The organism is Pseudoalteromonas sp. MMG022 (assembly GCF_021654245.1).
GTDB lineage: Bacteria > Pseudomonadota > Gammaproteobacteria > Enterobacterales > Alteromonadaceae > Pseudoalteromonas > Pseudoalteromonas amylolytica.
Genome location: NZ_JAKFZQ010000009.1, coordinates 93253 through 117568, shown reverse-complemented (window position 1 = coordinate 117568; position 24316 = coordinate 93253). Strand labels below are relative to the sequence as shown.

The following is a 24316-nucleotide window of genomic DNA, read 5'->3' as shown; positions in this document are numbered from 1 at the left end:
GGTGTATGAGGATCGTCTTCTCCATAACAGTCTTGGGGGCTATGCTCTGGCTCGCTAGCATTTTTTATAACTGGGTGAGTAACGCTAAACCTTTGATGGCAACACAGGGTAATGAAACACGTTCAAAAGTACACTGGTTAAGTGAGCACAAGCCGCTTATTTATACCTTTTCTCCTACTCGTACAGAATCAATAAGAATATTGTCAAACGCCATTTTAGGGCAGGTTCAAAGCCACCAACAATCCGTTGATTACGCGATTGACTACGCACTGTTGGATAAACAACAACGAGTGATATATCGCGCAACATATCACCACACAGCGAGTGCTACCCAAGATAACGAACAGCAAAAAGCCAAACAAATCATCGAACAGCGTGAAAGTTTAAGTGTGTCTTCCGGCCAATCTTTTTATATTAATAATGCGCGCTTTAGTGATGCGACGGCCATTGCGCTTTCGCTGCGAAGTGAGGGCCAAACCATCAAAGGGGTCGTGGCGAGAGTTCACGCAAAAACAAACGTCAAGGTTGAGGATAGTATGAGCGCTTGGTTAAAATACCCGCTAAGTTGGCGAGCAAGGATCAGTCACTACCACACCCTAGGACCCAATGCAGTCAGTGAAGAAGAAATTGCCAACGCGGTTCGTTATGACTGGAACAAACTCGCACCACAAGGTGTGCCTGGTGTTGATTTCGATAGTGACACACTGTATGAAATGCTACCTTACAACATATTAGGCAACGATTTTCCCAATAACCCTGTTAATCAAGATGCTTTTTACACCGATAGCGAGCTATCCGCATCACTTAAAGTCGATACCTCACAGGATATTTACTTTGTGAGTGAACAAGCGACGCAACTTAGGTTGACTTGGTATGACTTAGAGGAAATTTCACCACCTTTGGTGCTTCATCCCGAACATACTGCAACAGCCAATCTTTATAAGCTGGCTCTGATAAAACCAGGCATGATAAACATGTCGTCTAATCGCACAGTCGTATCAAAATGGTATTATCAGAATATGCAACCTGTCACACCCTTACATAGTCTTTACTATCAAATAGATAAAGGCAGTGATGTGAAGTACTCAACGGTACCCAATAGTGATTTAAAATTTGATTTTAGAGCAAATCAAACCAGTCAAGTTGTGGTTAAACTCTATAACTCAAAAGGCAAGGTGATCGACCAATTTAGTATCAGCATAACCCCTAACCTGTCGCAATTTGACCGCATCATACTTGCTGACACAACTCGAGCAAAAGTCAGCGACTCTCAACCTTGGTATATACGAGATTTATCAAAAGAAGCGGCATACCTGCGTGTTTATAGTAATAAGCAAGTGCTCGTCAAGCTACAAACAAGACAAGCTCATTTTCACTATCAAGATACGCTATGCAAGCCAGCATGTAGCGTGAGTACTGGGAACGTTACTGAGATACCAGCTTGGTACGCACAAAAAGCTGACAACGACCACACGATGACGTCACAAGGTAAAACAAGCAAGGTACGTCTATTTTTAGCGCCACCAGCTCCCCAAGAGAAAGACTCTTTTTATTCCAGCAAAGAGCTTATTGCGCAGCTACCAGTATCAAACACTGCGCTTATTAATACGCCACAGCCGTATTACCGCGTCTCGTCAGAGCCACAAACATTTCATTTCAAAAAGCTTGCCGACAGGCATACCTTCAAACAGCTTCAAAAAAACTTAACGGCGGATCAAACATTGATAGTGCAGCGCTCAGCGCCTCCTTATGTTCAAGAGCTAAAAGCCAATTCAACACATGCAGCACAGGCCGCCGACGAACTAGGAGTTACACTGTATCTAAATCATGGCGTCGACAGACATTGGGCCAAACAACGGTTGTTTTTACTCAAGGCCAACAAAACGCTCACACTATCTTTTAACGCGTTGCCGCAAAGTGTTGTGGTTAAAACTTATGTCGCATCACAAACCGATCGAGCCATTGCGCTTAACTACCAGTTAAAGGGCGTCTTTCATAACAACCCTGTACGCGACTACAGTATCGCAAGGAAGCGCTTATTGTTACACCCGAGCGACTTTACACAGGCCTTTATGCTACACCCTACTATTGGCCGATTAACTCCTTATCCCCATGTAACCGTACCGATAAATGCAGATATTAAACAACTTGAACAGCTGGTAATTCATTCTGATACGGATATCTGGATAAGCATTATTGACGAATATGCACAACAGCCGAAACGACTAAACTGGTGGTTAGATGAAGATACATAATTTATTCTATTTCCTGGTGATTTTTGCGAGTAGCCAGGCTCTTGCACAGTCAAGCTTACCATCTGTAACTCAGCTGCAAGCTTGGTTTAAAAAGCCGGGGCCTTTGCCTCCTTGGCGCTACCTTGCAACAGAAAAGTTACACACGCTCGTTGCTAACTCTGATGAACTAGGTGGCAACCATCTATGGTACCGCCCAGCTGGAAGTACTTGCGCTGTATCTGTACCACATCAGTTTTTTGATAAAAATACGCTACCCATTGGACAAGCGGTATTTGCGCAAATGTGTCAGTTACTCGTTAGTAACTCACATCATAGAAATCATCAGGATGAACACCAAGAATCCATGGATCTATCAAAAAGACACAACAGCTTACATCACAATGCGATACTGGCCTATCAGGCTAATTTTAAAGATGCGAAAGTCTTTCAACTTCATGGCTTTAGTCAAAGTAAACGTTCAACCGACAAGGGAAAACTAGCAGACTTTATCGTCAGCCAAGGAACGGTAAGCACTCCAAAATTGCAGCGACTGGCACGCTGTTTAACAGCGCTCAGCCCTCATAGTTTCTATTACCCAGAACAGATCACTGAACTTGGGGGAACAAAAAACGTGCTACATCAACTGCCACTGATACCGCACTCTTTCTATCATATTGAGATCAGTGCCATTATGCGCCAACGCCTAACAAAGGAATCACAACTTATGGAGCAGTTTATTTTATGTCTGCAATCCATTCGATAGCCTTGGTGTTACTGGCGTTTACACTGACAGTGTGTGCCTCCCCACACAAACTACATCGTTCACCTGCTTGGCTTATTCAACAAGGGGATAGGCACGTAGCTCAAGATGGGCCAGCTACATTCTCTTTAGCAGCACATACAGATCGTCAACTATTTCTACCAGCGGGTCATTGGCTCGAACTACCGAATTTAGACGAAAATCGGTTGCTCGTCTGGCAAAGCTATACACTAGGTAGCAAAAGGCGAGTGTATAAGGATGAATTAAGTTGTACACCAACACGATGTCAAATAAATGCCGCAGCAGATAATCGGCTGATTAGCATTGAAAATGTCACTAGCAATATCATGTTATTAGCGCTTAGAGAAGGCCAATATCAACACCATCACTCACCTTACAAACAGACATTAACGTTACCGCTGGATATACTCACGATTAGTCAAGCACACCAATATGAAACATTTTATCACCTGAAACCAAAACAAAAGGTCTCAGTTACTTTTCAACAGCCACAAAAACTCAAATTATCCGTCAAACAGCTGTTAACAGACTCACCACACCAAACAGGTAAAGTTTACGCTTTTATCGATAAGCAAGCTGTTAGCGTATTGCCTCTAAGCAATGCAGTGGCTGATGAGTATTTCAGCCATCCAGTAAGCATTAGCCATGACGATTACATTGACGTCCCCGCGCAAAGCACCCTCACCTTAAAAAGCTACGGCAATGCACTGGTACAAATAACACGCTCAAACCGGCCTTTTCTAGATACTGACAGCGCACAAAAACAACAAGAATCATTATTAAATCCATATTGGATTAATAGCTTAACCAATCAGTTAGATAGCATTATTGTCAAACAAGATGTTCGCCCCCTAACACAAATTGATTACGCTAAAGCGACGCCTTTAGCACACAAACGTCATCAACAACTTGTTGGTATGGTAACAATGCGCAATTTCTTGACACCAAAACAAAGTGACGTACGCATCAAAACCAAACATGAGCATAATCTAGCTTCACAAGGCGTTCGGTTTGCTAACAAGACGATATACCCAATACAAAGTATTTTAGAACTTGAGCATCATCAGCTAGATAAGCAATTAACGTTTGATTTGCAGCATAGCGTCAATGCCACAACACAAATCACGCTATATGTAAGAGCACAACAACAGACTGAATTAACCGCTACACTTGGTAAGCGTAGTTATACTATTGCAATCAACCATACAGGGCTATTTCATCGGATTGAGCTTAACCACGCTCACCATGCCCAACAGTTGGTTTTAGACGCTGGACAAACAATGCTTGAGGTAGCCGTAGCTATACAAGAACTATCGCCATTGATTGATAGTGAGCTGCTTTTTATGCAGCCAGGTAAACTCGTTAAAAAATCACCAGCCCTTTATGCTAAGCTCACACAACACCAGCAAGAAGTGACTCAAGCTTACCTTGACTCTTTGCAGCCCTACTCAGCGACACAACCAGATACACTAACACTCAGCTACCGTGAGCAACGACATATTATCGAGCAAGCTCCAGTACAACTGCACAACTCCCCTCAGAGCTTACTGAAAAATCTTAAGCGCCTAGTGCATAGTGCATATGATGACATCGTATTTGAAGCTTGGGTGTTAAGGATTAGAGTGCTGGATAAACTCAACTATGGGCTATTGGCTCAGCGCTACCTAGAAGGGTTAATCAAACACCAAAGCGCAACCGTGCGGCAATTTGCAGCAAAGCAACTACTTGCTAGATATCAACTTGCAAGTCTTGAGTATAAAATTCAAGGGCTATGTACATTATTTTCAGAGTATCTAACTCAGTGCTCTACGCTCATACCTACACTTTATGAAACACAAAGCAAAAGGCAATTTGCTCTGTGGTTAAGCCACGACTACCGAGAAAAATTAGATCATAACTCAACTTTGCTGGCAGATTTAAACTACCTTTATCTAAGCAAAGGGTCTACCAACGCTGCGCCATTATTTTCAATCTATCACCATGGTCAAAGCCCTTTGCATAGCGTAACAGGACCATACCAAGCATATACACTAAAGCAAGACCAGCGCATTCGTATCGTTGCTCGCCAACCGCTTATCTTAAAAATAGGTGCGCGCACGCAACATCAAAATCCACGGCAACAACGTACCGCTTGGTTGCATCTAAACCTCAGTGACAAAGCAATGATGCTGCCTATTTTTTCAGACATCTCCTCCAGAACTCTAGATGGTTCAGAGCACTTAATGTCTGTCGCTGCGACGGGGTACGTGCAACTGCAAGCAAATGAGCGGCTTGATATTTCAGCCAGTGAAATGAGCTACATTAATATCTCAGCATTACACAACAACTTACTGATAAATCAAGGTATAAACCATATCACCACCGATTATCAACACCTCCCCTTTTCTCAACTATTAAGCAGTGCTCAGATAGGGGTTAAGACCCAGCTGACGAATTCCTTAAAGCGTCTCTCAAACCAAAACCTAACTGAAGCACAGTTCACCGCGCTGTTCGCCCGCGTCGATCCTACTATATTGACACCTGACGAGATGATATTATTTAAACGCATTGCACATTTTGGCCAGTGGCAAAACGTCACCCAATACAAGGCGTTTTTAGGCACTCAGCTTATCTTATTGGATGATCTTGAGCAGCTGAGCTTAGCCGAGCAATTAACCAGACATGCCTCTAAAAATACTCATCTTGCAGGGATATTGCTGCGCCCTTATCATACTCTATCTCTTGATGTTAGCCAGTTAGAACCGAGTAATAGTAAGGTACGAATACATTTCTCAGGGGCGGAACTCGCCGGACAACAAACCGCAAAAGTGACGATTCAAGCAGGTGAGCGTCACTATGATTACACCTTGCACGACGCATCAATGACTGAACACTTGCTCACAACATCAGATATAGCGAATGGCGTTATAAGACTTCGTTGGCACAATCCCTATCAGTCTCAACTGCTCAGCGTACAGATACTGGAAAAGCAAGGAAAGCATTGGCGAAATATAGATTTAACACAAAAGCAGCGCTTTTATTTGACGGATGAACAACAACCACTGGTCATTGAACTGGCGCAAGACGCTTTAGTGAAGATTGAGTATTTAAGCGACAACAAACGCCATCACGTTGAACGCTTTTACCCGTCAGGAAAACATACTCTGGCTGTTGAAAACGCTCGCTTACTACGCGCGTTTATCTGGCAAATGTCAAACAACAATCACAAACTCCCTGTATCTCCTAATGCCGATACAAGTTCCACTTGGGCAAAAGTCGCCATGTCACCAGCTACTTTACAACCGTTTATTCAAAGCAATTATGTTGTCACTCAAGATGCGGTCAATATAACGGGCTATATCAAGGCTGAACATCAAGGTGAAAGTAATTTCGACGACCAATTACAACAACATCAATCCCATGAGTGGGGTGTAAACTTTCGCTATAAAGCCAATAGCAACTGGTATAAGTTGAGTATTGCCAAACAGCATGATGATGTTTACTACAACACTTATCAATTAATTGGACGTACTGACTGGCTAGCCGAAAACAGTGATTGGTACGCTCAAACACAACTTCAAGTAAACTGGCAACCGCAGCAAAAAGAGTTTAATAACCTGTTGTCTGGGCGACTAACATTGGCAGTTGGCCAAAGGTGGCAGATTGACGAAACTCACGTCAAGCAATGGTGGATGCAGCCCTACTATTTTTACAGCGATGCAAAAAGTAGCGATCTGGCACTATCTAATCGCGTAAGCCCGGATATTTTAACATCATACAAACACAACCATCCGTATGGCTGGCGCTTTGGTTATCAGCATGGGTATCAAAATCGCGTTGACCAGCGCTTATCTTATCGAGCACAGCTCAGTAGTAACAAAGACTGGCATAGCCTTGATAATATCCGCTTCAATGTTTTTGCAAGTCAATTCTATCAAGGCCACATATTGAGCGCACAACTGACTGCTCGTTACGCATTCAGCGATGAACACAGAACGCAGAGTCAATGGCAATATTTGTCTAGCATAGGTTGGCAAAAGTGGTACGCCATCACGCCAAAGTTGGCGGTAAAAGTTGCATTGGACTTAGAGCAGAACTGGCGACTTGATGAACACTCCGTGGCGCTCCAAGTGACGCTTGGCAACGTGCCATCCACCGGATTTGGGCCATTTGGTTATACGGAGCAATCATTTAAGTCCCTGTCGTTTACACAATTGATGCAGCAGGTGAGTGATGAATAAAGAACAGCTAAAACAACAATTGCAGGGTTTACTATTCGCGAACACCGAAAAATTTTGGATAAACCTGTATCATCACAAATATCAAACCTTAATTGATGAGCTGTGTGAGTGGCCCCTGCTGATGAATAAACCTGATGGTGAAGAGATTCAGCCGTGGTTACATCTTCATTCCATTTCATTTATCAGGCATAAAATTGAACAACAGCAAGCACAAATTTTATCGTTATCGAATACGTATCAGCAGTTTGTTGCTCGATTGTCTAAAACTGATATAACGCATGAACGACAGAAGCAAATCCTAAATTATGCTGAAAAACTAGGCGCAACGAAACAACAGCTCAAAGAAGACAAAGCCGCTTTTAATCGCTGGTTTGACGAAGGAGCGATTAAAGAGCGTTATCAAAATCAAGTGGCCGAGATTGAACAAAGTATCAAATTTTTGATTGCCCGCTTAGGAACCTTGAGTAAAAGTTATCTCTCAATCAATCAGGAACAATTGGCACAGACTTGGCAAACACTGGACTTGCAGCCATTTTTTTTGAACCTGTTAGAGCACCATCAAACGCCCTTCATCCGCCACGGTATTATTCGAGCATTAGTCAACCAAGTTGCACTTATTCAAGAACACAATATTGATACCGAACTCAGTGCAGATCTTATCGCCCGTCTGGTTGAATTATTAGACGACAAACTAAGCCCATACACTGCCATCATAGATATCTTAGAAATTCTGATCCATCAACGGCCAACTTTTGTGCGCGTACACATGTGGGCCATGTTGCTTGAAAGTGATGAGCAAACCAATAATGACCAGTTGTTTATCTTAGCTGCATTACCTCGCGTTCTAACTCGACAAACAAAGCTGACGGATAAAGACACAGCCCTGCTTAGCCAACTGTCGGAGCATCACTACCCCAGAGTTCGACAAGCATTACTTGAGCAAGTCAGTAATATGCCCTATGAGCTAGCCATAACAATCATCAACAATCGCTTTGATGTGGAGTCAGTTGATGCAGTACGCTTTACGCTTATCAAACAGCTTACTCATAGCAGTTATAGCGAGCGTGATTTTGCTTTTAAGCTATGGCAAAAAACCTTACTCGGACAATACAGTATACCGATTAAACGCATTGCAATAGAGCAAAGTGCACGGCTGATGCTCAATATGCAACTTGATAGCAGTGACCCTGATGCCATATTTAAGCGCTACATAGAGACTTTGAATATGGCTTTATCGCAGCAGCAGCCCATCGCCGTAAAACGTCATATCACACGAGCAAGAGAGCAACTCGTCAGTTTCTATAATCAGTCTTTGGTTGCCAATATAAGCGACCAGATTAACGAAACTGGCGACATTATTTTACCCTGTGACAACGAGCCACACACACTTGGCAGAGTATTGAGTTTTTTAGCTCAGCGGCAGCTGGGCTTTAACGGCAAAATCAAGCGCAAGCGCTGGCACATCACAAGCGGCTACAAAATCGCTCGAAGATTTTGGCGGGTATTGCATGAGCTACGTCACTCCAGTTCCGACAAACGTCAAGGGTTCAGTCATACTAAAGCCAAAAAGCCCAGTGCTCAGCTGCATGTTCCAAGCTGTAGTATCGCGCAGATAAGCGACACTAACGTTCCTGGCGAACCTTTATATCATGTGGCCGAGCACAGTGCCCGAGCACATTTACCGCTGCTCGATTATATACTCTCAATATTGAGCCAAGATAATTTAGCGACGCCTGTTTTTAGTTACACGCCAGACGGGATCCTAGAAGTAACCAAGCCCTCGACGCTGTGGCGCAGACTGTATGCCTACAGCTACATCTCTATACATTTTCAAAAAATTGATGTATTGCGTAAAGGTAATGAGCAAGAGCAATTGCTTTATTTGGATGCGCTTAAAAAGCTGGGGATCAAATGTCGATTTTTAGCGTATGGAGATGTACTCAACTGCCAGTTTCCTGTTGAAGAAGGCATCAAACAACTATATTCAAAATTAAGTGTCGCCCCCAGTTTGATAGCAATTTGGTCTAGTTTTAAAGAGTACGCCTATTCTGTATATCAAAACACACTGCCACAATTGGTATTCTTTGTAGTGACTTTTAGCGCCTATTTTTGGGGCCGACATCTGTATGTGAGTCGTAAAATTATTCGTAACCGCAATGCTATTGCTGTCAGTATCGGCGGCTGGGGCACGCGAGGTAAATCTGGTACTGAGCGATTGAAAGCCGCCTTGTTCAGTGCGTTGGCACTGCGCTGCATCACCAAAACAACAGGCTGTGAAGCGATGATGATATACAGCAAAATCACAGGCGAGCAATATGAAATCCCCATATTTCGACCTTTCAACAAGGCGACCATTTGGGAACAAAGTGATGTACTTGAATTTGCCAAATCTGTCCATGCTGATGTGTTCCTATGGGAATGTATGGGCTTAACGCCACGGTATGTGAGGATTTTACGTCGCTGGATGAAAGATAACTTTATCACTATCACCAACGCGTACCCCGATCACGAAGATATTCTGGGCCCAACGGGGATTGATGTGGCGCGCGAAATGTCGGCTTTTGTAGGCGAAAACACGCAAATTTTTACCTGTGAGCAAACCATGGCCCCAATTTTAGAAAGCGCCGCCAAAGATAAAAGCTCCACATTAATTCAAGTACATTGGGGAGAAGGTTTTCAAATAACACCAGAGATCAGAGCGCTTTACCCGTACGATGAACACCCTGACAATATCGCACTGGTTTGCAAAATGGCACAATATATAGGTATCAATAAAGACTTTGTCTTCAAAACTACCGCAGAACATATTGTGCCTGATATAGGTGTGTTACAGCATTTCTCTCCAGCGAAGGTAGGAGACCTAACACAATCCTTTGTGAACGGAATGTCTGCTAACGAACGATTAGCAACTTTGGAAAACTGGCAGCGACTTGAACTACAAAAAGTGAGTCAACAAAGGCATATTCAGACCATAGCGCTTATCAATAACCGTGATGATAGAGTGGCCCGCTCCAAGGTGTTTGCCCACATCATGGCGGAAGATATTTGCTTTGACTACATCGTTGTTGTGGGCACTAATATTGGCGGGTTCGCCACATATTTACGAGCCGCGGTGTCTGAACGTATCGAAAAAGCTGTTAACAACAATGATATGCAGACCATTACACAGTTTTTAGAACAGCTAAAACTTATTCATACTGATCATGACATGCTTGCACGGTTCAACCTATCCTGCCCAGAAGATGAATTGACTCATCAAGATCTAGAATCACAACTGACACTTGAAAAAGCACTCAAGCAGCGAACTTGCCTATGTGAAAGACATAGGCGGCTTTTTATCAAGCGCTTTCAACAGTGGCAAACAGCTCAATCGTTGCTTACATTAGATACACCACTGCAGCATGAAACCGTAGAGATGTGCCTTGCTCTTCTAAATGCTAAACTGATATTGATTGAAGATGCACAAATTAGCAGTGATAATTTAACCCAAACAATCGCCCAACTTGGCAGTAGCAATCAACATCAGCTCATTGTTGGGATGCAAAATGTTAAAGGCATAGGGCTGCGCTATGTGCAAAGCTGGCAGCAATGGCAAAAAACCAAGCAACGCTGTGATAATCTCCGTCAAGAAACATGCAATGCCAATGACTTTAAAAAGTATTTGAGTGAGCTCAGTCATCAAGTGAGTTTTAATACCCTCGAAACAGCTACGCTAGAACAAACTATCACCCACCTATTAAAGGCACCACAAGCGCAAAGTGAACTAAGCCAAGCGGAACTACAAAGTTTGCTTACGAAAGTAAAATCTCATACCCACGCAGCCCCGTCATCGGATTCACCAGCTCAATCAACATCACCCGTTAAGCAATTTTTTTTCCAACTTATTGAGTCTTTTTTAGAAGCTGGCGCCGCTGTACAACGCAAAAAACAAGCTCAACAGATATATAAAGACATTGCCACAGCGCGTATCACACTAGCACGGGCTACTATGGAGCTGACTCACCTTAGCCAAAGCCAAAAGCCAGGCTGGCTTATGGCGCGAAAAAAGCTTAAATAACAAATAATTTCGTGCCTAGCACGCAATGAAGTTAGCATCATAAAACGGTGCCTTGCTCTTCAGCGCCCGTGCCAAATCCACAGGAATTTTAGCTGTCATAAGGTCTAACATACCCCCTTGTTTGCATACTTTATAAAATATATCTATAAACCTTTTTGCAACATAATTACTTTCCGTTGAGCTTTAACCACTTCCCCATTCCATTTCATGTGGGTATACTGACGCGCTTTAAGTGCATAGATAATCGCTGAGCAGGCGCTGAATCATGCATATTTACTTAATTGGCCACCCGTTCAAATTACATAACTATTTGCACGTAATGATTATTATAAGGCCTCACAACACATTTGATTTAATTAGGAAGCACATATGAGTTCATTACCTAATTCAGGAGAGTTTCTAGGCCATCCTAAAGGCTTGTTCCTGTTGTTCGGCACAGAGATGTGGGAACGCTTCGGCTACTATGGGATGCGCGCCATCTTAGTATTATACCTTGTAGCTATGACCCAAGACGGCGGATTTGGCTGGTCTAATGCTGACGCGCTGAGCCTTTACGGTACATTCACTATGGCGGTTTATCTGACTCCACTATTCGGTGGTTGGTTAGCGGATAACGTCTTAGGTCAGCGTAAAGCTATTATTATTGGTGGTATTTTAATGGCTGCTGGTCACTTCATTATGGGTGTACCTCATGCGGTTGTAGCTGGCATGGAAGAAAATGTTTTCTATCTAGGCCTAACATTACTGTGTTTGGGTAATGGTTTATTCAAGCCTAACATCTCTACCATGGTAGGTGACTTGTACAAAGAAGGCGACAAACGTCGTGATGGCGCATTTACTATCTTCTATATGGGTATCAACTTAGGTGGTGCACTTGGCCCACTTGCAGCAGGTGGTGTAGCAGCATTGATTAACTGGCAAGCGGGCTTTATTGCAGCCGGTATTGGTATGGTTATCTCAGTGATAATGCAATTAGTGTTAAGTAAAAAATATCTTGGCGACATCGGTGTGGTGCCTGCGGCTAAGCTATCAGCTGCCCAATCAAGTACAGGTAAAAAAGAGCCGCTAACTAAAGTTGAAAAAGACCGCATCAAGGTTATTTTCACGATGAGTGTATTCAGTATCATCTTCTGGATGGGCTTCGAGCAAGCTGGTGGTCTAATGAATATCTTCGCCAACGACTACACTGACCGTATGCTAATGGGTTTTGAAGTGCCTGCTTCTTGGTTTCAATCTCTAAACTCTCTTTTCATCATTATCTTTGCACCGCTGGTTGCGATGATATGGCTAAAGCTAGATAAGCGCGAGCCAAACTCTCCAATTAAGTTTGCCATCGCTTTAGTGTTCTTAGCACTTGGCTTCTTAACGATGATGCTTGCATTGGTTACTGAAGGTTCAGGAGAAGGCACCATGCAAATTAGCATGATGTGGCTTGTACTATTTTATCTATTCCATACTCTAGGTGAGCTATGCTTGTCACCAATTGGCCTGTCAATGGTGAGTAAACTTGCACCACTGCGCCTTGCTTCATTACTAATGGGTATTTGGTTCCTATGTACAGCGATTGCAAACAAGATCGCAGGCCTTGTTGGTTCATTCATTGGTGAAGGCCATGAAGCAGTGAACAACGCAATGAGTATCTTTATCGGTTTAGGCGCAACTGCACTACTTTCAGCAGCTGCCATGTACTTACTCAGTGATCGCCTAGTAGATTGGATGCATGGTGCTGAAGGACAACATGAGCCTCACACCCAAGAGCATATTCTTGCAGAAGAACTGGAAGTTGCTGCTGTTAAACAGTAGTTATCCAGAGTAAACGATGAAAAACCGCGTGTTAAAAGCACGCGGTTTTTTTGTATCCAAGACGCATAAATCACATTGGTGTATAGAAAAGCTTACAGTCTATGTATTATTCTGCTGCTTTCTAATGCCATACTGAAGATAAAGGGCTGGAAACGCTTGTTTGAACAACAAACAAAAAAACACTTTATAATTATAAGTTTAGGGATTTTCAGAAATCTTCCTTGAAGAATTTCAAAACACTTTAATCACCGTTTCAGAGTAAAACCTTTGAGTTCTCACCTAAGTGTCAGCACATCCCCATAATGCATTAAGGTTTGTGCAACTTAATTTACAAATCGGCTGTCAGCTAAATAGAGGCCTGATCTTCCTCTTTATCCATTTTTGATTAATCATCCACCTACTGAAGAACATAATCTAACAAGCAACCCAATTTGCTTAATTGCGGGAGTATGACAATGAGTGAAGTAAAAAATCCACTAGGTTTAGTTGGTATCGAATTTACTGAGTACGCAACACCAGATGCGGACTACATGGATAAAGTGTTCACCGATTTTGGTTTCTCAAAACTTAAAAAGTTTAAAGATAAAGACATCGTTTATTACAACCAGAACGACATTCACTTTTTACTAAATAACGAGCGCGAAGGTTTCTCAGCAGCATTTGCTAAAAGCCATGGCCCAGCTATTTGTTCTATGGGCTGGCGTGTAGAAGACGCTAAAAAAGCATTTGATGTTGCTGTTGAGCGTGGAGCAAAGCCAGCGACAGAGTCTGCGAACAAAGATTTGCCTTACCCTGCAATTTACGGCATCGGTGACAGCCTTATTTACTTCATCGACGTGTTTGGTGATAAAGGTTCAATCTACGAGAATGACTTTGTTGATCTTGAAGAGCAAAACATTGTTAAAGACAAAGGCTTCTTGCGCATTGACCACTTAACCAACAATGTTTACAAGGGCACAATGGAAACTTGGGCTAACTTCTACAAAGACGTATTTGGCTTTGAAGAAGTACGTTACTTTGACATCAAAGGTCAAAAAACAGCACTACTATCTTATGCCCTTAAGTCACCTTGTGGCACCTTCTCGATTCCAATCAACGAAGGTAAAGATGATAACAACAACCAGATCGATGAGTATTTGGATGAGTACAATGGTCCTGGTGTACAACACTTAGCATTCTTAACAAATGACTTGGTGTCATCTCTTGACCAACTTGATCAGTCTACCATTGCAACACTGGATATCATCCCTGAGTATTATGAAACTATCTTTGATCGTGTACCTTGGGTTAAAGAAGACCGCGAAAAAATTAGACAGCACCAGATCTTGGTAGATAGCCAAAGCGAGAACTGTTACCTACTACAGATTTTCTCTAAAAACCTATTTGGCCCTATCTTCATTGAGATGATCCAACGTGTTGACGATGGCGGCTTCGGTGAAGGTAACTTCCAAGCACTATTTGAATCTATCGAGCGAGATCAAGAACGTCGCGGCGTGATCTAAGCTATTTAGAGTTATTATTTTCACAAGCAGCTTTTTAAAGCTGCTTTTTCCATTTTAGTTAAGGCAAAATAGCGTTAACCAAAAATAAAAAGGAAAGGCAATGTCTTTTATTAACGAAACCCATGATATTAATCTGAAAAGTTGGGTTGCGAGTGCAAACCAAGCTGGTACTGATTTCCCAATTCAAAATTTACCGTTTGCGGTATTTCGTCGTAAAGGCACTAACGAAGAATTTCGCGGTGGTGTTGCCATTGGTGATCAAGTTCTAGACCTTGCGGTAGTTGCACAAGCTAGCATTTTTTCAGGTGATGCACAGGTAGCTGTTGAAGCCGCCAACGCACAGGCATTAAATGAATTTATGGGCCTTGGCCAAAATTACTGGTCAGCGCTACGTCTAGCATTGTCTTGCGCGCTACGTGAAGGCTCTGAACATCAAGCAGCACTGGAAAATGCGCTAGTATCACAAGCTGATGTTGAGTATTCAATGCCATGTCATATTGGCGACTACACTGACTTCTACACATCAATCTACCACGCAACAGCGGTTGGTAAATTGTTCCGTCCGGATAATCCTTTGCTACCTAACTATAAGTGGGTGCCAATTGGCTACCATGGTCGCTCATCATCTATCGATGTATCTGGACAAGCGTTCCATCGTCCTAAAGGCCAAACTAAAGCGCCAGATGCCGATGCACCTTCATTCGGTCCATGTAAGCGTCTAGACTATGAGTTAGAGCTTGGTATTTATCTTGGTAAAGGTAATGAACTGGGTGAACAAATCGCGATTGAAAGTGCAGAAAACCACGTATTTGGTTTCTGTTTATTCAACGACTGGTCAGCACGTGATTTGCAAGCTTGGGAATATCAACCTCTAGGTCCATTCCTTGCGAAAAACTTCGCTTCAACCGTATCTCCTTGGATTGTTACAACTGAGGCACTTGCGCCTTACCGTACACAATGGCACCGTGATGAGCAAGACCCGCAACCTATGGCTTACCTTGAGTCAACACACAACCGTGAAGCAGGTGCTTTCGACATTCAAATGGATGTGTTGCTTGAAACAGCCAAAATGCGTGAAGCAAAGCAACCTGCTGCAAAGCTTTCTGAGTCTAGCTTCAAACACAGCTACTGGACCGTTGCACAAATGGTAACTCACCACACCGTAAACGGCTGTAACTTCTTACCAGGTGATATGTTAGGTTCTGGTACACAATCAGGCCCAGAGCATGAAGAAGCGGGTTCATTACTAGAGCTCTCTCGTGGTGGTAAAGAAAGTATCACTTTAACAAACGGCGAAGAGCGTAAATTCCTAGAAGATGGTGACAAGGTCATTATGCGTGGTTGGTGTGAAGCTGATGGCTTCAATCGCATAGGCTTTGGCTCTGTTGAAGGCACTGTTCTTCCTGCTAAATAATCCCAAATTAAAAGCAGATATAAATCAAAGGTGTGCGTAAGTGCACCTTTTTATTATATAAATTTGCTGGATTTTTGCTTCAATCTTGTTATGGTTAAGCGTTGTCTAAAATATTTTTTATCTATGTTGAAATTAATCAGTCGCATTTATAAGACGTTATTCCGCTCAAAGCAGATCCTAATACGCCAAAATGGCGAGATTTATATGCTTACCTTGGCTAGCTGGCTACAACCGTTGCTTATTGCACTTGTGGTAGGCGCTATCGCTTGGTCTGTGATAAATGCAAAGTCAGTTAAACATCAGCAAAGCACCATTTCTTCTTTGCAAGCACAAACAGAAGCAGACCAACAGCGGTTTCTAAACGAGAAGCAGCAAATGCAAGCGCAACTTGCACAACAGCAGCAAACGCTTAATGAGCTCTCAGAAAAGCAGCTTATGCTACAAAGCTTGGTCGATGCTTTACCTAGCTCTTTACATGAAGCCAGCGATGAGGTCGATACTGTCGACACTAATATTAGTAATGATGATACCAATGCGGAAAATAGCATCAGCTCTGACGCTTCACTCCCCGAGAGCAGCGCTGAGCAAAATGAAGTGAGTGTCGGTGAACAGCAAGAGGAACCGCCAGAGGAAGATTTTAATACTCAAGCACAACTGCTCGTTGTAAATCAGCAAGACTTACTTTCAGCTCTATCGCAAAATATTCAGACCCGCGTGACCAAGTTAGCATCAGGGTTAGCTGAAGTGGGTATTGCCCCTCAACATGAAAGTTCAGCGCTTGCACAAGGTGGCCCATATCACCAGCTCGAACTAGAGCAACTCCCAGATGAATACCTCAGCACGATTGATAACCTAGTGGTGTTAAATAACCTTGAACAAGTGTTGAACACGTTACCGGACTCAATGCCTGTGGCTAAAGATAACTACTATATCTCCAGTCAGTTTGGCTTTCGTAAAGACCCTATCACTGGTAAGCGCGCTTACCATAAAGGGGTTGATTTAGCAGGCTGGCACAAAACTGAGATTGTGGCCCCAGCTTCTGGTGTCGTGTTACGAGCCGGAAAAAATGGCGGCTATGGTAAGTTTATTGAAATACAGCATGAACATGGATTGGTGTCTCGTTTTGGCCATTTACACACTATCAAAGTAAAAAAAGGACAACAGATCAGTAAATCTGAAGTCATTGCTTTGATGGGAAGTACTGGACGCAGCACTAGTACTCACTTACATTATGAAGTATTACAAAATGGCAAACATATCAACCCCATTAAGTTAACGAAGGTAATCAATCGTGTTCAGTAGTTTAATAGGCAGCGACAAAGCGCCCTCAGGTTTACCCGCTATTATCTCTCCCAATACTGTCGTTGAGGGCCAGATAAAGTGCGAAGGTGAATTACAAGTCGATGGTAAAGTGATTGGTGATTTAGCAATCAACACGCTGGTCATTGGCTTGCACGGCGTTATTGAAGGCAGTGTAAAAGCACACATTGTAAGAATCAAAGGCACCGTTAATGGCGGTATTGATGCAGATAAAGTCATGCTCGAAAAAACAGCCAAGGTACATGGTGATATCATGCATGACACATTAAGCATAGAGGCCGGCGCTTTAATCGAAGGCAAACTCACTCACAAAACAGAAGTGACCAATATCACTTCATTTAAAGACAAAGCCTCAAGCAAAGATAAAACAACTAACGCTCAGTAATATACATGTTGATATCAGCATGAAAAACTTTAGTGCCCTGGGCGTCAAAGATTTCTACGGGTACTATCAAATCTTCCTTATCTTGCCACTGACGTGGCAAAGCAATTTTTGCTTGCGCAGTTAAATCTGTTTCCGCCTTTTTTAGATACTGCACAGTCATACCTTTTGGGATCCAGCGGTGTGTTTTGTGAGGCACGGTGGCATCAACCATCACACCAGCACATAATTCTGCCAGATTACACTGCGCAATCGCATGAATAGTACCAATATGATTAAAAACAGCTTTACGCTTGGGTATGGTGGCACAACACTCACCCGGTTCCAACTTAGTTATCCGTGGTTTAATCGAGCCAAAATAAGGTGCTTTTCTACAAACAGCTTTGCTAAAAAACCACTGGCCAAATGGTAACCACTGCATTCTTTTATAGATTTTGAGTAATGGTGCCGACACGGTCAATCCCTCTGTAATACGAATTAATAATATCAAATTAACACATCCGACCTGTTGAGAAAATATGCTACTTCGTGCATTTATACTTTTATTTTGCGGATCCGGCGCTTTGTCCTGTTCTTTTTGTTAGAGCACACTAGAATAGCGGCCAAAAGGAGTCGTCATGCCGCAATCTCAAGCTATCAGCAAATCTTTAGTATTTATTCTCGCTTTACTGGTCATCTTTTGCCCATTGGGTATTGATTTGTACTTGCCCGCATTTCAAGCTATGCAGCAAGGTCTAAACGTAACCGAATCAAAAATTCAGCAAACTATCAGCGTGTATATGCTGACTGTTGGACTGGGTCAGTTAGTCGCTGGGCCACTTGCAGACAAATACGGAAGAAAGCCCATTGCTAACGCGGGTATTGTGCTCTTCACTATTGGGGCAATACTGGCGTCGCTGGTAGATAGCTGGCTATGGATGATGGTTGCCCGTGCCATGCAGGGGTTTGGAGCCTGCGCTACGTTCGTTGCCGCCTTCGCCATTGTAAGAGACAGTTTTGGCCACAAAGGCAGTGGTCAAATGATTACCTACCTCAATGGGATTGTTTGCTTTATTCCAGCGCTTGCGCCGTTACTGGGGGCATGGCTGACCCTAGAGTTTGGCTGGCGCAGTAACTTTGTTTTCCTCGCTGGATTCGCGGCGCTTGGTTTGTTACTGATGCTCTATCTTTATCGAGAAACCAAACCTGCCGACAGTATTTATCAAGGCCATATCTTAGACTTACGTCGCTTTAAACCTATGGTGACAAGCTCTGAATTCATGTTTAATGCCTCGATAACCCTGTTTGGTATGGCCGCCATGCTAGTTTTTGTCACCACAGCGCCGGGCTGGGTAATGAACCATCTAAATGGCTCAGTAGCAGACTTTACCAGTTGGTTTACTGGCAATGCTGTACTGAGCATCATCGCCAGCTTTTGTGCCCCTATTCTTATAAAGCGTCACAGCCGCTTAGCACTGATTGTTGGCCTAACGCTTTTCACGCTAGGTGGCGTTACTATGTTGTGGGCAAGCCAATACGCGCATCCAGCTGCTTTTATGCTGCCAATGTATATTGCTTCAATAGGCTTTGCTTTTTCGCTCGGCTCTGCAGCAGGAAAAGCTTTATCGGGTTTTGCTAAACAAGCGGGCACTGCTTCAGCGCTAATTGGCGTTATGCAAATGAGTGGCGCTGGTGTATTAGCTCTACTCACGCAACAATTGCACCTAACAGCACCACATCAATTGGCACTACATTTACTTATAACCTTCCCATTTTTACTGGCATTATTAGGTAAAAATAAACAATTTTTACACAGTGCGGTATAGTCCGCACTTTACACCATAAATAAGTATAATTATCATTTCCTTTGTAAATCATGTACCTACTACGGTAAACCATGTAACCTGCTAGACTTCCACTAAGACTAAAATAGTATATACAAATAATTTAATACTCTAAATTTTTATAAAAAAAGCAATAAAATATTCTTTACGCCATGGGCCGTTTCGATCTACTCTGTTTACCCGTTAATCAATTGTTATTTGTTTAACAATATTTGACTAATTAACACCCTCGTTTAACAAGCGATTCACTCATTTTAACGAACTAGAGATAATAATAATGAAACTAAACAAGTTCACTTCAGCATTAATGTTTGCGGGTATGTGTGCAGCTGCAAGCGCACAAGCATCGGACGACCGTTACATCATTCAAGTTGATAATAATAATAAAGGCGTTGTAAAGGCGCTAGCTAAGCAGTTAGGTGCACAACTTCACGTGGATGGTGACGGATTCATCGCTGCAACTTTTTCTGGCAAAGACCTATCTCAAGTTAAAGGTTTATTAAATAACCCACACGTAAAATTGGTTGAGCAAGACTTCAAACGTATGCCAATGGCTATCTATAACGATGATGCTGGTGATGCCATGACTCAACAGCTTACACCGTATGCTGTTTATCAGTCTCAAGCAAATCAAGTTACTTTCAACGCAAATGCGGGCATGAAAGTATGTGTTATCGATTCTGGTCTTGATAGCTCAAACCCTGACTTTATCTGGGGCAACATCACAGGTGACAACGACTCAGGTACTGGTAACTGGTATGATCATGGTGGTCCTCACGGTACTCACGTAGCAGGTACTATCGGTGCTGCTGACAACAACATTGGTGTTGTTGGTATGGCTCCAGGCGTAGATATGCACATCATCAAAGTATTCAACGCGGAAGGTTGGGGATATTCTTCTGATCTAGCACACGCTGCGAACCTTTGTTCACAAGCTGGCGCAAACATCATCAGCATGAGTCTTGGTGGTGGTGGTTCAAACAGCACTGAATCAAACGCATTTGCTAGCTTCAACGATGCAGGTGGCCTAGTAATCGCAGCAGCTGGTAACGATGGTAACGACGTACGTTCATACCCAGCAGGTTACCCTTCAGTAATGATGATCGGTGCAAACGATGCGAATAACGAAATTGCTGATTTCTCACAGTTCCCTAGCTGCTTAAGCGGCCGCGGTAAAAATGCATCTGAAGATGAAACAATCTGTGTTGAAGTAACAGCAGGTGGTGTTGATACACTTTCAACTTACCCAGCGGGCATGGCAACTTCTGCTAGCTTAGATGTTGACGGTAACGTTGTTGCAAGCTCTGCAATGGAAAACTCTGGCACAGTCACTGGTAGCCTATTCTTCATGGGTACGGCTGAAGCGACTGATGCTGGTGCTGCTGGTAAAGTTTGTCTAATCGACCGTGGTAACATCTCTTTCCACGACAAGGTTGCAAACTGTGAAGCTTCAGGCGGTATCGGTGCAATCATCGTGAATAACGAAGCTGGCATGTTATACGGCACGCTAGGTGACACTAACTCTACAAGTATCCCTGCGGTAGGTGCTGCACTTGAAGACCGTGCAACACTTATGGCTGGCAGCACTGCTACTGTTGATATCGGCACAAGCGATTACGGCTTCATGAGCGGTACTTCTATGGCAACGCCAGCGGTTTCTGGTGTAGCGGCGCTAGTATGGTCAAACCACCCAGAATGTACTGGCCAAGAAATTCGTGCAGCACTTAAAGCAACTGCTGCTGATGCGGGTGCGGCAGGTAAAGACGTATACTTCGGTTACGGTATCGTTAAAGCGGCTGACGCAGATGCTTACCTAACAGCAAATGGTTGTGCTGGTGGCGGTGACAATGGCGGTAACCCGGGTGATGGTAGCATCAGCCTATCAGTTTCTGGTTACAAGCAAAAAGGTAACAACTATGCAGACCTAAGCTGGCAAGGTGCGAGCACAAGCCAAGTAGATATTTATCGTAACGGTAGCATGATTGTAACAACTAGCAACGATAATAGCTTTGCAGACAACATTGGTAAAAACAGCGGCAGCTTCATTTATCAAGTATGTGAGCAAGGCAGCACGACAGTATGCTCTGACACACAAACAGTTGCATTCTAAGCATCCAACCAAATTATAAGCGGACCTCTAGGTCCGCTTTTTACCGTCCACTCTACTAATCGTATCTTTTCTACACAAAACCGCTTAGACTAATTAGCATTGTTGAACTTTGCTCAATTTACGATGCTCAATCCTGAATCCCTCGTTTCATTTGTCATTGCCAGTACCATCATTGCCGTCGCCCCCGGCCCCTCAAATGCATTTTTAATGGCGCAGACCTTTACCCATGGACGTGTGGCGGGTATGAAAAGTGCGCTAGGTTTTGCTGTAGGTGGCGTTATTCATACCATTTTTGCAGTTGTTGGCCTATCTGCAATTCTAAAGGCGTCTGAGACCGCCTATAACGCGGTGTTATATTTAGGGGCAGCCTATTTAGCATTTCTTGGTATTACAACAATTAGAGAGACCTTAAAAGCGAGCATAGACTGTGAGGATAAGCCTCATGTCAGCACCAAAAAACTAGGTAATGTGTTTTTACAAGCTATGATGACCGAAGTACTTAACCCCAAAGTGGCTTTGTTCTTCATCGCTTTTATTCCACAGTTCGTTGACCCAAGCCTGTCGCCACCAACATTGCAACTGGCGATCTTTGGACTTCTGTACCCTATTTTGGCCTTTCCTATAGACTGTGCGTATATTTATGGCGGCGATAAAATAGCTGGGTATTTTCGTCGCCACCCTAGTGCCCCCATTTGGATAGATAGAACATCGGGAATAATTTTCATCGCTTTGGCCGTCAACCTGATAATATGAGAACAAACATGCAAACTAAGATACAAACTTTACCAAGTAAGAAGAACATCGCTCTGGTTGCCCATGATGGCAAAAAGGCCGCCCTCAAAGCATGGTGCCTCACCCACAAAAGCGTGTTGCAAACCCATCACCTTTTTGCAACAGGCACCACGGGGCATGTAATTGAAAAAGCAACTGGGCTCAGCGTAGAGAAACTACTTAGCGGTCCCATGGGGGGCGACCAACAGATTGGCGCAAAAATAGCCGAACATCAAATTCATATGTTGGTGTTTTTCTGGGACCCACTCGCTTCTCAGCCTCATGACCCTGATGTGAAAGCGCTGTTGCGACTCGCAGCAGTGTGGAATATTCCAGTAGCCTGTAACGAAGTAACCGCAGATTTACTGATCGGTTCACCAAGCATCAGTGATGAGATCACCCGTGATCTGCCTGATTACCAAGGATATCTTGCGACTCGTCTAGATTGAGCTGTGAGTATCGTGCACGCAACGATACTCACAATGAACTTAACTGAAGATTTTGCTCGCCCATTTAGTTAGCCCGGCGGTAACACTACCAAAGTTGTCGCCATTTAGCATCGGTATGTCACCTAGCGATTGCTGTAGGGCTGATTTGAGTAACGGTGATTGTGCACTGCCTCCAGTCAGATAAATTACATCCGGTTGAGTTTGCGCGCTGCTGATGGCATCCTTAGCTAAAGTACAGATCTGTTTCAAGCTATCCGATACAGCATCTTGTAACTGTGCCTGAGTCACCACCGTATTCAAACCAGACTCCACAAAGTTTAGTTGTGCTAAATAATCATTATCACTGGACAGTGCTATTTTACATAGCTCTCCTTGACGTACAACTTGATGGCCTAGCTTATTGTGTTGAATTTTAAGTAAACGTACGAGTTTTTCGGGTTCATTTACATCCCTAAGCATCGCGTGAAGTTCACGCTTATTTGACTGCCCATAAAACTCCGTTTGCAAATGAAGATCGTTTATCTTACAAGCTTGCCAATACAATTGATTTGGCATAGGTAAACCTGACTTTAATGTCGAACCCAACCCACATAACGGCATAAAATTATGATAGGCCATCGCTATATCCAAGTCATTCCCGCCCAGTCGTTTACCTGTGTGTGACAGAAAGTCTTGTTCTCGGTCAGTGCGCTCTCGATAGCTTGGCCCCATTTGCACAAAAGAGCAATCACTTGTACCACCACCAATATCTACAACCAACACCTTTTGGTCTTGCATCAGCCTTGACTCATAATCTATTCCAGCGGCTAACGGTTCAAACAGAAATTCGACCTCTTTAAATCCTGCTCGTTTGGCTGCCGTAGTTAAAATATCGATTGCCTGCTGGTTACTTTGCTCACCACCTATGGCCTGAAAGTTTACCGGACGACCTATCACAGTATGCGTTATAGCCTTACCAAGCTGACGCTCGGCACGTTGCTTAATCTGCATAATCATAGCTGTGGCAATATCTTCAAAGAAGGCTATTTGCTGTGGCTTAAGCCCTATGGCACCAAAGAATGATTTGGGTGATTTAACAAAATACCCTTCTTCTGGAAAGTCTATATATTCGTCAATTGCAGCACTGCCTATTTGAATGCCCGTTTCACCGCTTTGCAAGTCTAAATCTTTGCGTACGGCTTGAATGCTGTTCAACATCCCCACACGAGCTTGGCGAAAGGCTTTGGCATCAGGCGTATTAGCAAGTTGATTTGCAACAAAATCGACGACCAAAGAATTGTGCTGCGCATACAGTGTTGAAGGAAGATACGCACGTCCAGCTTCCAGTTCCAGCATGCTCACGTCTTGCCCATTCATTGTACCTACGGCACAATTAGAGCTACCGTAGTCAAATCCAACAATCATACTTACCTCACGACTGAAAAAAGGTCGCGCAGGTTAACACACTTGC

15 protein-coding genes are annotated in these 24316 nt (G+C 43.4%); 13 read left to right on the top strand and 2 right to left on the bottom strand.

Annotation, left to right across the window (positions count from 1 at the left end; genetic code table 11):
- Positions 1-41 precede the first annotated feature (41 nt).
- From L1070_RS10515 to L1070_RS10475, 9 genes are all read left to right on the top strand, one after another.
- Positions 42-2255 carry a hypothetical protein gene (locus tag L1070_RS10515; protein WP_237125510.1) on the top strand — a complete coding sequence of 738 codons (2214 nt, stop codon included), beginning with the start codon at positions 42-44 and terminating at the stop codon, positions 2253-2255.
- On the top strand, positions 2242-2997 hold the full coding sequence (locus L1070_RS10510; RefSeq protein ID WP_237125509.1) for a 3'-5' exoribonuclease: 756 nt from the start codon (positions 2242-2244) through the stop codon (positions 2995-2997). Before L1070_RS10515 ends, L1070_RS10510 begins: the two co-directional genes overlap by 14 nt.
- The gene (locus L1070_RS10505; RefSeq protein ID WP_237125508.1) at positions 2976-7235 is read left to right on the top strand and encodes a hypothetical protein; all 4260 of its coding nucleotides are present in this window, start codon (positions 2976-2978) and stop codon (positions 7233-7235) included. The genes L1070_RS10510 and L1070_RS10505 overlap by 22 nt, the downstream gene beginning before the upstream one ends.
- Entirely contained in the window at positions 7228-11292 is a 4065-nt protein-coding gene (locus tag L1070_RS10500) for a poly-gamma-glutamate synthase PgsB (RefSeq protein WP_237125507.1), read from the top strand. The genes L1070_RS10505 and L1070_RS10500 overlap by 8 nt, the downstream gene beginning before the upstream one ends.
- 369 nt (positions 11293-11661) lie before the next feature.
- Positions 11662-13095 (top strand): peptide MFS transporter, encoded by a 1434-nt coding sequence (locus tag L1070_RS10495; RefSeq protein WP_070984004.1) that lies wholly within the window; start codon positions 11662-11664, stop codon positions 13093-13095.
- A gap of 455 nt (positions 13096-13550) precedes the next feature.
- Positions 13551-14597, top strand: coding sequence for a 4-hydroxyphenylpyruvate dioxygenase (hppD, locus tag L1070_RS10490; RefSeq protein ID WP_070984003.1), 1047 nt, complete (start codon positions 13551-13553; stop codon positions 14595-14597).
- A 100-nt stretch (positions 14598-14697) separates the two neighbouring features.
- The gene (gene fahA / locus L1070_RS10485) at positions 14698-16011 is read left to right on the top strand and encodes a fumarylacetoacetase (RefSeq protein WP_237125506.1); all 1314 of its coding nucleotides are present in this window, start codon (positions 14698-14700) and stop codon (positions 16009-16011) included.
- A 123-nt stretch (positions 16012-16134) separates the two neighbouring features.
- Positions 16135-17313, top strand: a complete 1179-nt coding sequence (locus tag L1070_RS10480; protein ID WP_237125505.1) for a M23 family metallopeptidase — start codon at positions 16135-16137, stop codon at positions 17311-17313.
- On the top strand, positions 17303-17716 hold the full coding sequence (locus L1070_RS10475) for a polymer-forming cytoskeletal protein (RefSeq protein WP_237125504.1): 414 nt from the start codon (positions 17303-17305) through the stop codon (positions 17714-17716). Before L1070_RS10480 ends, L1070_RS10475 begins: the two co-directional genes overlap by 11 nt.
- Here the strand turns inward: L1070_RS10475 and L1070_RS10470 are convergent.
- A complete protein-coding gene (locus tag L1070_RS10470) occupies positions 17703-18173 on the bottom strand; it encodes a hotdog fold domain-containing protein (protein WP_170829115.1) in 471 nt (156 codons plus the stop codon). The genes L1070_RS10475 and L1070_RS10470 overlap by 14 nt on opposite strands.
- 157 nt (positions 18174-18330) lie before the next feature.
- Here L1070_RS10470 and L1070_RS10465 point away from each other — a divergent pair, with 157 nt between their 5' ends.
- The 4 genes from L1070_RS10465 (at position 18331) to L1070_RS10450 (ending at position 22866) form a co-directional block, all read left to right on the top strand.
- A complete protein-coding gene (locus L1070_RS10465; protein ID WP_237125503.1) occupies positions 18331-19518 on the top strand; it encodes a multidrug effflux MFS transporter in 1188 nt (395 codons plus the stop codon).
- Positions 19519-19813: 295 nt separating this feature from the next.
- Complete coding sequence (locus tag L1070_RS10460) at positions 19814-21646, top strand: S8 family serine peptidase (RefSeq protein WP_237125502.1); 1833 nt, start codon at positions 19814-19816, stop codon at positions 21644-21646.
- A gap of 123 nt (positions 21647-21769) precedes the next feature.
- Positions 21770-22399, top strand: coding sequence for a LysE family translocator (locus tag L1070_RS10455; protein ID WP_237125538.1), 630 nt, complete (start codon positions 21770-21772; stop codon positions 22397-22399).
- Between the two features lie 8 nt (positions 22400-22407).
- The gene (locus tag L1070_RS10450; protein ID WP_237125501.1) at positions 22408-22866 is read left to right on the top strand and encodes a methylglyoxal synthase; all 459 of its coding nucleotides are present in this window, start codon (positions 22408-22410) and stop codon (positions 22864-22866) included.
- A 39-nt stretch (positions 22867-22905) separates the two neighbouring features.
- Here the strand turns inward: L1070_RS10450 and yegD are convergent, their stop codons facing one another.
- Complete coding sequence (yegD, locus tag L1070_RS10445) at positions 22906-24270, bottom strand: molecular chaperone (protein ID WP_237125500.1); 1365 nt, start codon at positions 24268-24270, stop codon at positions 22906-22908.
- Positions 24271-24316: the final 46 nt, after the last annotated feature.